13 protein-coding genes are annotated in these 15214 nt (G+C 34.5%); 7 read left to right on the forward strand and 6 right to left on the reverse strand.

Features of this window, described 5'->3' with window-relative positions; translation table 11 throughout:
• Positions 1-429: 429 nt before the first annotated feature.
• A complete protein-coding gene (locus tag BKP56_RS06185) occupies positions 430-1254 on the reverse strand; it encodes an undecaprenyl-diphosphate phosphatase (RefSeq protein WP_072694286.1) in 825 nt (274 codons plus the stop codon).
• Between the two features lie 377 nt (positions 1255-1631).
• Between BKP56_RS06185 and BKP56_RS06190 the strand changes: the two genes are divergently transcribed.
• Entirely contained in the window at positions 1632-2129 is a 498-nt protein-coding gene (locus BKP56_RS06190; protein WP_072696025.1) for a PTS sugar transporter subunit IIA, read from the forward strand.
• A gap of 74 nt (positions 2130-2203) precedes the next feature.
• On the opposite strand, the gene BKP56_RS06195 is transcribed toward BKP56_RS06190, so the two are convergent.
• The 4 genes from BKP56_RS06195 to BKP56_RS06210 form a co-directional block, all read right to left on the reverse strand.
• Positions 2204-2827 (reverse strand): flavin reductase family protein, encoded by a 624-nt coding sequence (locus tag BKP56_RS06195; RefSeq protein ID WP_072694287.1) that lies wholly within the window; start codon positions 2825-2827, stop codon positions 2204-2206.
• The gene (locus tag BKP56_RS06200; RefSeq protein WP_072694288.1) at positions 2827-3837 is read right to left on the reverse strand and encodes a ring-cleaving dioxygenase; all 1011 of its coding nucleotides are present in this window, start codon (positions 3835-3837) and stop codon (positions 2827-2829) included. The genes BKP56_RS06195 and BKP56_RS06200 overlap by 1 nt, the downstream gene beginning before the upstream one ends.
• A gap of 25 nt (positions 3838-3862) precedes the next feature.
• Positions 3863-4714 (reverse strand): VOC family protein, encoded by an 852-nt coding sequence (locus BKP56_RS06205; RefSeq protein WP_072694289.1) that lies wholly within the window; start codon positions 4712-4714, stop codon positions 3863-3865.
• Positions 4715-4883: 169 nt separating this feature from the next.
• Positions 4884-5915 carry a lactonase family protein gene (locus BKP56_RS06210; RefSeq protein WP_072694290.1) on the reverse strand — a complete coding sequence of 344 codons (1032 nt, stop codon included), beginning with the start codon at positions 5913-5915 and terminating at the stop codon, positions 4884-4886.
• 212 nt (positions 5916-6127) lie between these two features.
• Here BKP56_RS06210 and BKP56_RS06215 point away from each other — a divergent pair, with 212 nt between their 5' ends.
• From BKP56_RS06215 to BKP56_RS06235, 5 genes are all read left to right on the forward strand, one after another.
• Entirely contained in the window at positions 6128-7324 is a 1197-nt protein-coding gene (locus tag BKP56_RS06215) for an AI-2E family transporter (RefSeq protein ID WP_072694291.1), read from the forward strand.
• Positions 7325-7515: 191 nt separating this feature from the next.
• Complete coding sequence (locus BKP56_RS06220) at positions 7516-8145, forward strand: TetR/AcrR family transcriptional regulator (protein WP_072694292.1); 630 nt, start codon at positions 7516-7518, stop codon at positions 8143-8145.
• A 28-nt stretch (positions 8146-8173) separates the two neighbouring features.
• Positions 8174-9895 (forward strand): ABC transporter ATP-binding protein, encoded by a 1722-nt coding sequence (locus BKP56_RS06225; protein WP_072694293.1) that lies wholly within the window; start codon positions 8174-8176, stop codon positions 9893-9895.
• A complete protein-coding gene (locus BKP56_RS06230) occupies positions 9895-11769 on the forward strand; it encodes an ABC transporter ATP-binding protein (RefSeq protein WP_072694294.1) in 1875 nt (624 codons plus the stop codon). The genes BKP56_RS06225 and BKP56_RS06230 overlap by 1 nt, the downstream gene beginning before the upstream one ends.
• A gap of 260 nt (positions 11770-12029) precedes the next feature.
• Positions 12030-13274 carry an ammonium transporter gene (locus BKP56_RS06235; protein WP_083540494.1) on the forward strand — a complete coding sequence of 415 codons (1245 nt, stop codon included), beginning with the start codon at positions 12030-12032 and terminating at the stop codon, positions 13272-13274.
• Between the two features lie 103 nt (positions 13275-13377).
• Here the strand turns inward: BKP56_RS06235 and manA are convergent, their stop codons facing one another.
• Complete coding sequence (manA, locus tag BKP56_RS06240; RefSeq protein ID WP_072694295.1) at positions 13378-14334, reverse strand: mannose-6-phosphate isomerase, class I; 957 nt, start codon at positions 14332-14334, stop codon at positions 13378-13380.
• A 279-nt stretch (positions 14335-14613) separates the two neighbouring features.
• Here manA and BKP56_RS06245 point away from each other — a divergent pair, with 279 nt between their 5' ends.
• A complete protein-coding gene (locus BKP56_RS06245; protein WP_072694296.1) occupies positions 14614-15213 on the forward strand; it encodes a thymidine kinase in 600 nt (199 codons plus the stop codon).
• The last annotated feature ends 1 nt before the right edge of the window (position 15214 follow it).

The raw sequence follows: 15214 nt of genomic DNA on the forward strand, positions 1-15214 counted from the left end.
GGCAACTTATTGTTAAGAGTACTATACCGTATATTTGCTTTAAATGAGTATCAATTATATTACATTTTACCGTGATTTTGCTAAAAATAGGTTAGTTATATTACAGTTCAGGCAATTTAAACTTATAAAATAAAAATTATTACATTTCAAGAAGATGATACTGAAAAAACGAACCTTAATGATTTACTAAAAATTAAAAACATTAGCAAGAATGTTATCTAATATAAATGATGCCGGGACAAAACTAGATAGAATGTAAAATCCCGTCAAATCTAGGAAATTCAATCCTTGATTTGACGGGATTTCTGGTTGTTATACACTTCAAATTATTGCTCAATGGAGACTTCTGTCCCAGCCTTATTAGGTTATAGGCTTATTTTTTTAATTAAGGATCTATTTGGAACAGCTATGTGTAAACCAAACATTTAATCAGCCGATAATCCAGAAATAACCAATTACGATAATTCCTATAATGATTCTATACCATCCAAATGAACTAAAATCATGACGGCGGATATAAGTCATCAGGAATTTAATTGCCAATATTGATACGACAAATGATACAAGGCACCCAGCAAATAAGATAATCAATTCAGCAGATGTAAAGTCAAATCCAAATCCTATTATTTTCAACAAACTAGCACCCATCATAATCGGAATAGACATAAAGAAAGAATATTCAGCGGCGATTGGTCTTGCAGCCCCAATCAGAATCGCACCGATAATAGTTGCCCCTGATCTAGATGTACCAGGAATCAATGCCAGAACTTGGAAGAAACCAATAATCAGTGCTATCTTATAAGTCAAATCTTTCCAAGTTACAATCTGAGGTTCTAATTTTTTGTTTCTCTTTTCAATTACGATAAATGCAATTCCGTAAATAATCAAAGTGATGGAAACAGTGATCCAATTAAAAAAGTATTGATCGATCATATCATTAAAGAGTAGACCGATTATTCCAGCGGGAACGACACCAACCATGACTTTTAACCAGATATTCCAAGTTTCATTTTTTTGGTCTTTGTCTTTAGATGGAGAAAAAGGATTCAATTTATGAAAGTAGATCAAAATAACTGCCAGTATAGAAGCCAGCTGAATAACTACAAAAAACATTTCTTTAAATTCTGGAGTAGCATCAAGAACCATAAATTCATCAAATAAAATCATATGACCTGTGCTGCTAACAGGCAGCCATTCTGTAATACCTTGCACGATACCTAAAACAATTGCTTTTAAAATTTCGATTAATAGCATAATAAACTCCTATTCCTTTATGTATGATTATTCTTGAACTTGTCTATCATACCGAATTTTTTCAAAGATTCCAACTATTCTAGGTAATATTATAAATCTTTAAGTAAAATATAAATATTGAATTCTCTCATTATGATGATATTTAATATAAATTTTCTTATTGAATCAGCAATTTATTCTTTCACATTTAATATAGAATTTATAAAATTGAAAAATTTTTTCTTCAAATCTAAAGATTAAGAATTGATGGCTCATATTGATTCAAATATTCTTAATAATTATGGTAATATAAAGTATAATCAAAAATGAATATAAGATTAATTCTTATCATTCAGAAGTTTACTACCAAAAAAATGAAAGCAGGGATAATAATGGGAATGTTCGATTTTCTAAAAGGTAAAAGCGGAGACAGCGATAAGACGCAAACGCTAACAAGTCCAGCTAATGGTAAAGTTATTGCGATTGAAGAGGTAGATGATCCTGTATTTTCTCAGAAAATGATGGGAGACGGATTTGGAGTTGTTCCTAATGACGGTGATGTTTATGCTCCTGGATCTGGGAAAGTTGTCAGTGTTTTTCCAACTCAACATGCTGTCGGTTTAGAGCTGGATAACGGTGTGGAAGTATTAGTTCATATTGGTATCGACACAGTCGAATTAGAAGGAGCTCCTTTTAATACATTAGTTAAAGAAGGAGATACAGTAACACCAGACACTAAAATTTCTACTGTAGATTTGGAAGCGTTAGCTGCTTCTGGTAAAGAAAATACAGTTATTATTATATTCAGTAATATGGAACAAGTAGAAAAATTTGACTTAACAACTACAGGAGAAACAACAAAAGGTTCTGAGATTGGAACAATTTCTGCAAAATAGAATTTTATAAAAAGGCACAGATCAAATTAAATTTGATCTGTGCCTTTTTCTTTTCGTGGGTTTGCAATAAGAATTTATTTTGTTGGTCTTTTATAGGAAAACAGTTGTCCCATTTCTGCATATTGGCTTCCGGATAGTCGAGCAGTAGGGTTCAGAGCTTCTGGTATAATATACTCTTTTTCAGCATCAAAAACCGTTTCATCAAAATAGTAATCTGTCACTTTTAACAACAATAAGTCTGATACGATATTTCCTTCTTCATCTTTTACAGGGACATGTTGATGTAGGATTGTTTCAAACCGTATCTTTGCTTCTTTGATCCCTGGGACAGTAATTGTAGAACTTTCTATCAGGTTTAAATCTGTTCTGTCCAATTCGCTTTTATCTGAAGGAAGTGGGGCCGAGGTTGCATTCATTGCTTCGGTTAGACCTATATCAACAATATGCACGACGGCTTGCTTTTGCTCCAGAATATTTCGGGCAGTGTCTTTCATCTTAAAATCATTACGTAGTACTGCTACAGTCAGTATAGGAATCTGATTGGAGGCCGCACTGAAGAAGCTGAATGGTGCAGCATTCACTATATCTTCTTGTATATTCAAAGATGTAACCCAAGCAATTGGACGAGGGATTACACTACAAGAAATGAATTTGTACTCTTGCTTTTTATTAAGGTCTTTTGCTTTAAAATGATACATTATTGAACCTCATCAAAGCCGAAGTATTCTTTTTCGAAATTCTTTGTACTTCTAACTGTATCTATCGGACGAACCATTTGTTCGATTTGTTCACGATGTTCTTCATAAGCCGGTGGCAACGCCAACTTTTCTCCTAGATTATCGTAACTTTCTTGATAATCAATAAATCCGGGACCGTCTGTGGCAAATTCAAATAATACTCCTGGATACATGCGAGAATAAAGAGATTCAAAATAGAAACGATCCACATATCCAGAATTTGGAATACCTAAATTGCTGATGCGTTCTGTCCAGTAGTCAAGAACTTCTCTGTTTTCTACACGGAATGCTACATGGTGAACACTGCCGTAGCCTTGTCGAGCAGGTGGGAGTACTGTGCTTTCTTCAATAATCACTCTACCACCGTTTCCACCTTTGCCCATTTCAAATAGTGTATATTGATTTTCTTTTGCAATTTTTTTAAAGTTCAACGTGTTTTCTAGAACTGTTGACATGCTTTCAAGATTAGACACTCTGATTATGACAGGTCCCAAACCGTAGATTCCAAACTCTTCAGGTACTGGACCATTTTTCCAAGGTTTTCCAGGTGCTACGCCTTCAAGATTTTCATCAGAGACTAATTGATACTGCTGTTCATCGAAGTCTTCGAATTGGATAACTTTTACGCCAAATTGTTCTTTGATTTCAGAATGTTTAACGTCATAATGGTCAAAGCGTTTTAGCCAATAATCTAATGCACGGTCATTTGGAACCCTCAAAGAAGATCTGGAAATATCGTTGGTGCCTTTTGACCCTTTTGGAGTGTTAGGAAAATCGAAGAACGTCATATCCGTTCCTGCATTTCCTTCATCATCAGCGAAAAACAGGTGATAGGTTTGAATGTCATCTTGATTAACAGTTTTTTTCACTAATCTTAAGCTTAAAACATTTGTGAACCATTCATAGTTTTTTTCTGCGCTGCTTGTTATTGCAGTAATATGATGAATACCTTTTAATTCTTGGTTTGTCATTTTATTGCCTCCTATAGAATAATATTTACTGCTTAAAAGTGATTTTACGATTACCTAATTCTTTTAAAGATTCATCTATTGTAAATCCTGGTCTTTCAGTAGCCAGCTCAATACGCAAGCCGGAAGGGCTTTTGACATATAAACTAGTAAAATAGTGTCTATCAATTAACTTTTCGACTTGATATCCGTATTTTTCAGCTCTTTCTTTGAAGTATTTGAGATCTTCAACCGTTTCAACTGTTAAAGCAATATGGTCAATTGAACCTCTTCCCAATCTTGAACGATCATCTGTATGACTTGCAATCAATTGTATTTGTTCTTTTGAAGTAGGATTGAGCATAAATGAATCGGTCAAAGACAACCAATCTTTTAAAAATTGTCTTTCTTTATCAACAAGACGTGTGTGTAAGTTGATTTTAGAAATCCGAATCAACTGGTATTCTTCTTGTATATGAGAATAGGCTATAGGTGTTGTTGAAAGATCCGGTGTAACAGATTCATGCAATTCAAGATTGAGACCATCAGGATCGACTAAATTTATAGATGACTTTTCAATGTTTATATTAAACCTAATAGTATATTTTTCTAGTCTGTTTTTCCAATATATCAAGCTTCCTTTAGGAATAGACAGGCTGACTGTTCCATAGTAATGATCATTTTTGTAACTTTTTCCTATTTTAGGGTAAACAAAGAAAGTCAGTAAAGTACCTGGGGTCCCCCAGTAATCTCCATAAAATAAATGAGGAGTCTGAAAATTCTCTTGATGGACGGTTTGTTTCACTAAACGTAATCCCAGAATATGAGTATAAAAATAAAGATTGTTTTCCATCGATTTAGTAAATGCTGAAATATGATGAAATCCTTTCACCTCTGGCATGTATTTTCACTCTTTTCTAAAGATTAAATAGTTTACATTTAACGAAAACTAGAAAGAATATATAATAAATTCATTTATCTCGAATTCGTTATATTTATTCTACACTATTTACTTACAAAAGAAAAGAGACGCTTTTAAAAAAGCATCTCTTTAGACAGGATTAATGATTTTATACAAAAGCTACACAAACTACTTCAGGTGCATAAATATCTTTTTGCAGTAAAGATAATTTTCCAGTTTCAGCATTTCTTTCGAATAGTGTTAGATTATCCGAATCCTGATGCCCGACCACAATGAATTGTCCACTAGGGTCAATATTGAAATCTCTTGGGATTTCGCCTTCAGTTGGTACATAATCCACTAATTTCAGCGTGCCGTCATCTTGTACAGCAAAGATAACAATTGAATTATGTCCACGGTTTGAGGCATATACGAATTTACCATCTTTAGAGATACGGATTGCTGCCCCACCATTGAAACCAGTATGTTCTTCTGGGATAGACGAGATAGTTTGCAGATGAGAAAGTGTTCCACTTTCACTATTGTAGGATAATGCGATTACATCACTGCTTAATTCTCCAAATAGATAAGCTAATTTACCATTTGGGTGGAAAACGATATGTCGTGGGCCGGTTCCTGGTGCAGTAGAGATTACATCTACTTCAGAAAGCTTTCCGTCATCGTTTACTGTATAAGTGATTACTTCATCAGTTCCCAAGTCGCAGGCAACTAAATATTTTTCATCAGGAGTTAGATCGAAATAATGAGCATGTGCAGATTTCTGGTTTTCATGAACGGATTTTCCAGAATGCTGCATGGTATCAGTTAATTCAAGGGAACCGTTCTCGTCTGTTTTGAATACTGAAATTTCGCCACTATGATAATTTGCAGTGTATAAAAAGTTTCGGTTAGAATCATACGAAATGTAACAAGGAGAAGAACCTTCAGCAGTATAAACATCAGTTGTTGCGTAAGTTCCGTCATCCGTTTTCTTGAGTGCAATAACGCCACCCTTATTCCCGTCTTTTAATACAGTATATAAGAGCGTACCATCTTTGGACACATCAAGATATGTTGGGCTTCCAACTTCAGCTTCTAAATGGATTTCACCTAATTTTTTCTTTTCAAGATCTAATTCAATACTATATACACCTTTGCTTTCTCTTTTAGTGTATGTTCCTAATAAAACTTTTTGAGTCATGAAAAATCCTCCTTAATTTGTTTGAACTGATTGAAATCAGTATACCAAAACTTAAGAAATTTATGAAACGGAATTCATTACACTTTTTCAATACGGACTCATTTTAAATATTATTAATAAAATTCTAAGAAGTTATAGATTTCTTAAGATTGTATATGGTTATGGTATGATAAACTATAATCGTTAAGCAACATCTTAAGGGAGGATCAATAATGAAAGAGAATCATAATGATAGTCGCTCAACTAACTTTAAACAATCCTGGTTTTGGAAACAAATTATTGATAATAAAGTGGTTTCTGTTTTGTTAGTTAGCTTACTGATATTCTTTAATATTTTTATGTTAGGACAGATTTCAATTATTTTTCGACCTGTAGAGATCATCCTGAGTATAGTTGGTCCTCCAATAGTCTTCTCGGCAATCTTTTATTATTTGTTGAGTCCTGTCGTAGATTGGTTAGAAAAAAAGAGGTTTACTCGTAATACTGCAATTGCTTTTGTTTTTGCCCTTATTATTTTATTTTTTATCGTAGGTATAAATTTTATTGTGCCGATTATTCAAAAGCAATTAGAGTCACTAATTGAAAATTGGCCGACCTATTGGAATAGTTTAATGGTCCAGTTAGATGAATTACTCGGGACTGAAGCCTTTACAGGATTTATGGATCAATTAAGTGAAACTTCTCTAATTGGCAGCTTAAGTGGACAAGCTTCCGGTTTTTTGGATGTTACAGTAGGGGGGATAGGTAGTTTTATTGGAACATTGACACAAGTAGGAATTACTTTGTTTACAACTCCTTTTATCCTTTATTATCTATTGAAAGACGGAGGAAAAGTTCCTGATAATTTCTTGAAAGTTGTACCGACAAAAATTCGTGGAAATGTGAGGGAAATTCTTGAAGATATCAATAAACAAATCAGTTTTTATGTCAGAGGACAACTGATTGTAGCGGCTGCAGTGGGCATTATGTTCTGGATTGGATTCTCGATAGTAGGGCTGGATTTTGCACTTACATTAGGAATTTTTGCAGGCTTCATGAATCTGATACCGTATTTAGGTTCATTTCTGGCTATGATCCCAGCAGTTATTGTGGCAATTGTTGACTCCCCATTTATGCTCGTGACAGTATTAGTCGTATTTGGAATAGAGCAAGTACTAGAAGGAAGAGTAATTTCGCCGCAAATTTTAGGAAATACATTGAAGATTCACCCGATTAACATCATTTTTTTACTTTTAGTTGCGGGTAGATTGTTTGGTGTAATGGGTGTCATCTTAGCAATTCCTGGGTATGCGGTCCTTAAAATCATAGTGTCTAGAACCTTTGCTTGGTATCAGAAACGTTCGGGTCTTTACGAAGAAAAAGTTTCAACAAATGATGCGGTTCTTGTTAAAAAAGAAGAAAACGATTAATTTATTGCTGTATAAGGTCTTATTAAATAAGGCCTTTTTTTATTTTCGGTTGTTCAATGAAAAAAAGTTGAAAATGAATCTTTTTAACTTGCTTTATGACACCGTGTCACATATACTATTAAAAGTATGTTTCATGACACCGTGTCATATTAGTAATATTGAAAATGAATCTGATTGAAGGAGAGAAAATTTTGCCAACACAAACATTTTTCAATTTACCCGAACAAAAAAAGCAGCGATTGATCGCTGGTGCAATGAAAGAGTTCACTGAGAGATCTTTAAATGAAGCATCTATTTCTAATATTGTAAAAAATGCAGAAATTTCTAGAGGAAGCTTTTATCAATATTTTGAAGATAAAAAAGATTTATATTTTTTTTTAATAGGAAAATTCAAACATAATTATCATCGTTTAATGGTCAATAGTTTCAAAGAAGCAGAAGGGGATTTTTATAGGGGGTATCAGATTTTTGCAGAAAAATATATTCAAAATATTATGAATTCTGAAAAATTTGGTTTTTTTGAAAATATGTACCTGCATATGAACTATCAGATTAATCAAGAATCTGGAGTCAATACATTTATGCCTTCATCTTCTATGAAGAAAAAAGCGATTCTAAATAAAGAAGATATTTTAAATGTTGTTAAAAGAGAGCAAGTTAAAGCATGCTCAGATCAAGAGTTTTTTAACATTTTACGATATATTTTAAATATATTAGACGATACTATAATGGAAGGTTTTTGGAAGGCATTATCTATTGAAGAAACACAAAAATTATTTTCAACTCGTTTAGAATGGATGACAAAAGGTGTTTTGAAATAAAAAAGAATAAGAGAGAAGAGGATAAGGTATGACAAGATTAGCTAAATTTATGAATCCCTGGCGCGTGTTTCTCACCGTCTTATTCATGGCAGTCCAAGTAGCAGGCATGCTTGCCATGCCAACACTCACTGCCAACATCATAGATTTTGGGGTTGCAGAGGGGAATATTGATTATATTATAAGAACAGGATTCTATATGTTAGGCTTCACTCTGCTGACTATATTATCAGCATTATTAAATGTTTATTTTGCTGCTAAAGAATCCCAGGGATTAGGGAACACATTAAGAAAGAAAATATATCGGATGGTTATTTTCTTTACAAATGATGAACTAGACAAATTTGGTACTTCTACATTGATTACCAGATCGACTAATGACATTATGCAGATTCAATTTGTTATGATGATGGTTTTAAGAATAATGACTCTATCACCGCTTTTAATTATTGGTGCTGGAACAATGGCTTATACTAGAGAACCACAATTAGCATTTGTCTTTATTATTACTATACCCGTTTTAGCTGCTTTGATTTGGTTTGTTTTACATTTTTCAGGTCCATTATTTAAATCAATGCAGAAAAAAACAGATAGACTTAACAGAGTTTTCCGTGAAGGATTAACTGGTATACGAGTCATTCGTGCTTTTAATAAAGACGAATATGAAAGAGAACGATTTGACGAAGCTAACTGGGATTTTGCACAAACTTCTATTAAAGCTAATACTGTCATGGCGTTTATGATACCTTCTATGGTGCTGGCGGTCAGTGTAACAAATATTCTTATTATCTGGTTTGGTTCGCAACTTGTCAGCACTGGTGATATGCAAGTAGGAAATATGGTTGCGTTCATGACTTATGCTATGCAAATCCTAATTGGCGTTATGAATGTGTCAATGGTTCTATTCTTTTTACCACGGGGACAAGTTTCAGCAGAACGTGTATTAGAGGTTTTGGATACGCAAAATACCATTAAAGACCCTGAACAAGCAAAACATTTAAAAGACACGTCAAATGTATCATTACGATTTGATAATGTCAGTTTTAGATACCATGGTGCCGAGAAATCAGCCCTTGAAAACATTGACTTTACACTAAATAAAGGTGAAAGATTAGCAATTATTGGTGGAACTGGATCAGGTAAAACAACTTTAGCTAATTTGATTCCTCGTCTCTATGACGTAGAAAGAGGTCAAATAAAAGTTAATGGTGTTGACGTTAGAGATGTAGAACAGGGAGAACTGAGACGTCTGATTGGTTTTGCTCCTCAGAAAGCATTACTGTTCAGTGGAACGATTCGTGAAAATATGAAATATGGTAAACCGGAAGCTACTGATGAAGAAATCTGGCACGCTTTAGAAGTTGCGCAAGGTAAAGATTTTGTTTCTGGATTGCCTAAAGGGTTAGATTCTAGAGTAGAACAAGGAGGAGGAAACTTCTCAGGTGGACAAAGACAAAGATTGAGTATTGCTAGAGCTTTGGTGACAAAAGCGGATATCTTAGTGTTTGATGACTCATTCTCAGCTTTAGATTTTAAAACAGACGCAAGATTACGTGAAGCATTAAAACCAGATACTCAAGACGCTGCAGTTGTAATCATTGCTCAACGAATCAGTACAGTTATTGATGCAGATCAGATTATTGTCTTAGATCAAGGAACCATAGTTGGTCAAGGAACTCATGAAGAATTAAAAACGAATAATCCAATATATCAAGAAATTATGGAATCTCAATTGAAAGGAGAGGATATTTAATGGCTAAAGAAAGTGGAAGTAATGTAGCACATATCCGATCTAAAAAAGCGAATAATTTCTGGGGTACAGTATTTAGATTAATTCGTTATATGTCTACAAGATTTTGGGCATTGGTAGCAACACTAATCTTAGCTATTGCTGCGACAATAATGGCTACACAAGCACCGAGAATTCTTGGAGGTGCAACTACTGAGATATACAGAGGTCTTCAAGAAGGACGAGCAATGCAAGAAGCCGGTGAGACTATTGAACAATTCCCGATTGATTTTGATGTGATTAAAAATATTATTCTAGTGGTATCTATTGTATATGTTACACAAGCTGTTTTTCAGTTTTTTCAACAGTTTATTACTGCAAGAATTGCCCAAAAAACAGTATATGATATGAGAAAAGAATTAAAAGAAAAAATGGCTACACTACCCATTAAATATTATGATACGCATTCTACTGGTGATATCCTTTCTCGAGCAGTTAATGATATGGACCAGATTGCTAATACATTGCAGCAGTCCTTGACTCAATTTATTATCAGTGTAGTTCAATTTGTAACAGTATTGATCGTAATGATATCAATCGATATTCGCTTAACTTTAGTAACTATCGTAACCGTTCCAATCAGTTTTTTACTAATAGGGTTTGTAGCACCTAAATCACAAAAACAATTTTCAAGACAGCAAAAAGAATTAGGAAACGTGAATGATCATGTTGAAGAAACTTATTCGGGACATACGGTTGTAAAAACGTATAACCGTGAAGAAGATGAAATCATTAAATTTGATAAGAGAAGTTCTAAACTAAATGAAGCATCAATGAAAGCTCAATTTCTTGCTGGGATTATGATGCCTCTAGTTAGCTTTTCTCGAGATTTAGGTTACTTTGGAGTAGCATTGGTCGGTGGTATTGGAGTAGCGAATGGAACGGTTTCTTTAGGTAATGTCCAAGCATTTATCCAATATGTAAATCAATTTTCACAACCAGTTCGTCAAATAGCCAATTTAGCAAATACCATTCAGGTAACCATCGCAGCCTGTGAACGAGTGTTTGAAGTATTAGATGAAGAAGAAATGCATGAAACAGTATCCGGCTTAAAACCAAAAGAAAATACTCCTTATAAAGTAGAATTCGAACATGTCCAGTTTGGTTATGGAGACGAAGCAGATGATCCATTATTAATGACTGACTTTAATCTTACTGTTAAACCGGGCAATATGATAGCAGTAGTAGGTCCTACTGGCGCTGGTAAATCAACCTTAATCAATCTACTGGAAAGATTTTATGACGTCAAGGGTGGAAGTATTCGATTTGAAGGAGTGGATACTAGAGATATTCCACAGCCTGAATTGAGAACAAAATTTTCTATGGTACTACAAGATACTTGGTTGTTCAATGGAACGATTTGGGATAACATTGCCTATGGTAGTGAACAATATGGTAAAAATCGAGACCACATCTTAGCTGCGGCAAAAGCGGCGCATGTAGATGACTTTGTTCAGAGGCTACCGGAAGGATATAATACGATCTTGAATGAAGAAGGAACAAACATCTCTCAAGGACAACGTCAACTTATTACGATTGCTCGGGCTTTCCTGGCAGATCCGGAAGTGTTGATTCTTGATGAAGCAACGTCATCTGTAGATACAAGAACAGAAATACTCATACAAAAAGCAATGAACAATTTACTTGAAGATCGAACAAGTTTTGTCGTAGCACATAGACTGTCAACTATCCGTGATGCAGATAAAATTATTGTAATGAATGAAGGGGATGTAATCGAAACTGGTAACCATGATGAACTAATGGATCAAAATGGTTTCTATGCTGATTTATATAATAGTCAGTTTGCATCTTATGAAGAAAATACAGCCTTTGCTTAAATAACTTATAATACAAATATTTTGATTTTATAAGAAACTGAAACCTTCATAGTCTGAGGGTTTCAGTTTTTTTGTATGAATGTATAGACCAATAACAGAAGTGAACATTAAATAATATAACGATTAATCATCAAATACTATATATAATTAATGTTATAAGAGGATTTTCTTAATATATGATGGAATTGTATCCCTTCTATTGATAAGTATACCACTTTAAAAGTATAGTAGATCTATCTTAAATAAGGGGAGATAAGAACATGTCAGCTACTGATACACTTTGGGTTTTATTAGGAATTGTACTCGTATTTTTTATGCAGGCTGGTTTTGCAATACTTGAATCAGGACTAACTAGAGCTAAAAATGCTGGAAATATTATTATGAAGAATATTATGGATTTTGTTTTAGGATCACTACTTTACTGGGTAATTGGATTTGGGATTATGTTTGGTCCTTCTATTCTAGGAATTGTAGGGACTCCGGATTTCTTTGTTACGGGTAACTATGACTCTTCTATTCCTGGATATGTGTTTTTAATGTTCCAGACAGTGTTTTGTGCAACAGCAGCGACTATTGTGTCTGGAGCAATGGCTGAACGTACTAAGTTCAGTTCGTACTTACTGTATACGATTATTCTATCAGGCGTAATCTATCCGATATCTGGACACTGGATCTGGGGCGGTGGCTGGTTATCAGAACTGGGCTTCCAGGATTTTGCTGGGTCAACAGCAGTGCATATGGTGGGCGGTGTTACAGCTATTATAGGTGCTAAATTTGTAGGTCCAAGAATTGGAAAGTATGATAAGAATGGAAATGCTAAAATTATTCCAGGTCACAATGTCGTTCTAGCGGCATTAGGAGTATTTATTCTATGGTTCTCTTGGTTCGGGTTCAATGGTGCTTCTACTTTAGAAGCTTCTGACGGGGATTCATTGAGCTTGATTGGCCTGATTTTACTTAATACAAACTTATCAGCAGCAGCAGCAACGCTGGTTGCTATGGGAATATCATGGATTAAATTAGGCAAACCAGATGTGGGAATAACAATGAATGGAGCGCTCGCTGGTCTAGTAGGTATTACAGCCGGATGTGCAGTTGTAGAACCAATAGGAGCAGTTGGTATTGGGGTACTTTCTTCAGCTAGTATGATAGCTGCACTTGATTTTGTTGAAACAAAATTAAAGATAGACGATCCAGTAGGAGCTTTTGCTGTTCATGGTGTTGCTGGAGGATTAGGGACCATATTAGTAGGTGTTTTTGCTCAAGAAGGAGGAGTGCTTTACGGCGGTGGTTTAGGGTTGCTTGGTATACAAGTTCTTGGGGTACTGGCAGTTATTCTTTGGGTAACCGTCTCAATGGTACTAGTTTTCAAATTGATTCAATCAACTATTGGATTACGTGTAAGCACTGAAGAAGAAGAAGCAGGTATGGATGTTAGTGAGCACGGGTTAGCAAATAGTTACGCAGATTTTGCATCAACAGAAAGTGTACCTAACAAAGGATAATACTATTTAATTGTTAGTGTTAAACAAAACGACAAAAATCCAAAGACAGTGATTTAGATTCTAAGCTGTCTTTGGATTTTTAATATCTATTTTGATTATTGGATTAAATAGCCTTACCAGGAATTGACGAGATAATATGAAAGTCACCGTTGAAAGTCCAACTGTCTATTCCGTTAGGCAAGATAAAATGTGTCCCTTTTTTAAGTGTATAAGTTTCAGAATCTACAGTTAGCGTACCCATACCATCCAAAACACTAACTAATGTGTATAAGCCAGATGATTTAAAAGTAGATTCTCCAGAAATTTTCCAGTCTTGAACAGTAAAAAACTCATTTTCAACTAGTGTAGTAATCAGGGCACCTTTTTGTTCTGCCGTGGTTTGAGAAAGATCCGGATCTACATGTGGAATAGTTGTCACATCAACTGATTGTTTGATATGCAATGGTCTTGTATTTCCTTCATCATCTTTTCTATCATAGTCGTAGACTCTATATGTTGTATCGCTGGATTGTTGTGTTTCTAAAATAGTGATTCCTCCACCAATTGCATGGATCGTACCGCTAGGAACATAGAAAAAGTCGCCAGGTTTAACAGTTACATATCGTAGTAAATCTTCCCATTTTTCTTGCTCGACCATATCTATGAATTCTTCACGAGTTTTAGCTTGATGTCCAAATACGATCTGAGCATCTTTGTCGGCATCAATTACGTACCAGCATTCAGTCTTGCCCAGTTCTCCTTCGTGTTTAAGTCCATAAGCATCATCTGGATGAACCTGAACCGATAATTCGGTTTTAGCATCTAATATTTTCGTTAATAAAGGGAAAACGTCACCTTTTTGATTTCCAAATAGCTCTCTGTGCTGATCCCATAATTCAGTTAATGTTTTTCCGGCATACTTTCCAGATTCTACAACTGCTGGACCATTTTTATGAGCACTTATTGCCCAAAGCTCCCCAGTATGTTCGCTTGGAATGTCGTAACCAAAAAAATCACGCAAATTGGTTCCACCCCAGATTTTTTCCTGCATTACACCTTTTAAAAATAATGGTTGCGTCATAATCAGTCTCCTTACACTTTTGTACTTATAGTTTAACATATTTCAAAGTAAATAATTTCGTTTTAAGAAGACAATTATTATAAAATATGCTAACTATATATTTGCAAAAAAACTTTTGTGAGAGTAGTCAACAGGATAATGTCCTGCTGATTTATTTATCTCATTAATACATCCTCTTGTACTTTCTCTAGTCTTATCATATAATTTATAAGGATAACCATGTTTATTATAAGCAAGTGTTTACGGTAATCAACAATACAATGAAAGTAGGATAATAAAGTGGCTCAACTGTACTTTAGATATGGAGCAATGAATAGTGGAAAATCTATTGAAATTTTAAAAGTAGCACACAATTATGAGGAACAGAATAAGACAGTCCTTCTATTTACAAGTGCAATCGATGATCGAGATACAGTTGGACAAATTTCTAGTCGGATTGGACTCAAACGTGAAGCTATCCCGATTGATGATGAAATGAATATATATGAAATTGTAAAAAAAATGGATCAGCATCCCGACTGTGTATTGATAGATGAATCACAGTTCTTAAGAAAAGACCATGTATTACAATTGGCAGAAATTGTAGACCAACTAGGTATACCGGTAATGGCTTTTGGGTTGAAGAATGATTTCATGAATGAATTATTCGAGGGATCAAAATATTTATTGTTACTAGCTGATAAGATTGAAGAAATGAAAACGATCTGCTGGTTCTGTCATAAAAAGGCAACTATGAACATGAGAATGCATAATGGCAAACCTGTCTACACAGGAGATCAGATCATGGTGGGTGGTAACGAAGACTATTATCCAGTCTGTCGGAAACACTACTATGACTCAATGAGAAAAAGTGCTTTAGAAAGAGGCGAAAATAAATGAG

It is taken from the genome of Marinilactibacillus sp. 15R (assembly GCF_001895285.1).
GTDB lineage: Bacteria > Bacillota > Bacilli > Lactobacillales > Carnobacteriaceae_A > Marinilactibacillus > Marinilactibacillus piezotolerans.

Coding starts and splice junctions, on each gene's coding strand:
- BKP56_RS06185 (WP_072694286.1), bottom strand. CDS start 1,254: ATGCTATTAATCGAAATTTTAAAAGCAATTGTTTTAGGTATCGTGCAA.
- BKP56_RS06190 (WP_072696025.1), top strand. CDS start 1,632: ATGTTCGATTTTCTAAAAGGTAAAAGCGGAGACAGCGATAAGACGCAA.
- BKP56_RS06195 (WP_072694287.1), bottom strand. CDS start 2,827: ATGTATCATTTTAAAGCAAAAGACCTTAATAAAAAGCAAGAGTACAAA.
- BKP56_RS06200 (WP_072694288.1), bottom strand. CDS start 3,837: ATGACAAACCAAGAATTAAAAGGTATTCATCATATTACTGCAATAACA.
- BKP56_RS06205 (WP_072694289.1), bottom strand. CDS start 4,714: ATGCCAGAGGTGAAAGGATTTCATCATATTTCAGCATTTACTAAATCG.
- BKP56_RS06210 (WP_072694290.1), bottom strand. CDS start 5,915: ATGACTCAAAAAGTTTTATTAGGAACATACACTAAAAGAGAAAGCAAA.
- BKP56_RS06215 (WP_072694291.1), top strand. CDS start 6,128: ATGAAAGAGAATCATAATGATAGTCGCTCAACTAACTTTAAACAATCC.
- BKP56_RS06225 (WP_072694293.1), top strand. CDS start 8,174: ATGACAAGATTAGCTAAATTTATGAATCCCTGGCGCGTGTTTCTCACC.
- BKP56_RS06230 (WP_072694294.1), top strand. CDS start 9,895: ATGGCTAAAGAAAGTGGAAGTAATGTAGCACATATCCGATCTAAAAAA.
- BKP56_RS06235 (WP_083540494.1), top strand. CDS start 12,030: ATGTCAGCTACTGATACACTTTGGGTTTTATTAGGAATTGTACTCGTA.
- manA (WP_072694295.1), bottom strand. CDS start 14,334: ATGACGCAACCATTATTTTTAAAAGGTGTAATGCAGGAAAAAATCTGG.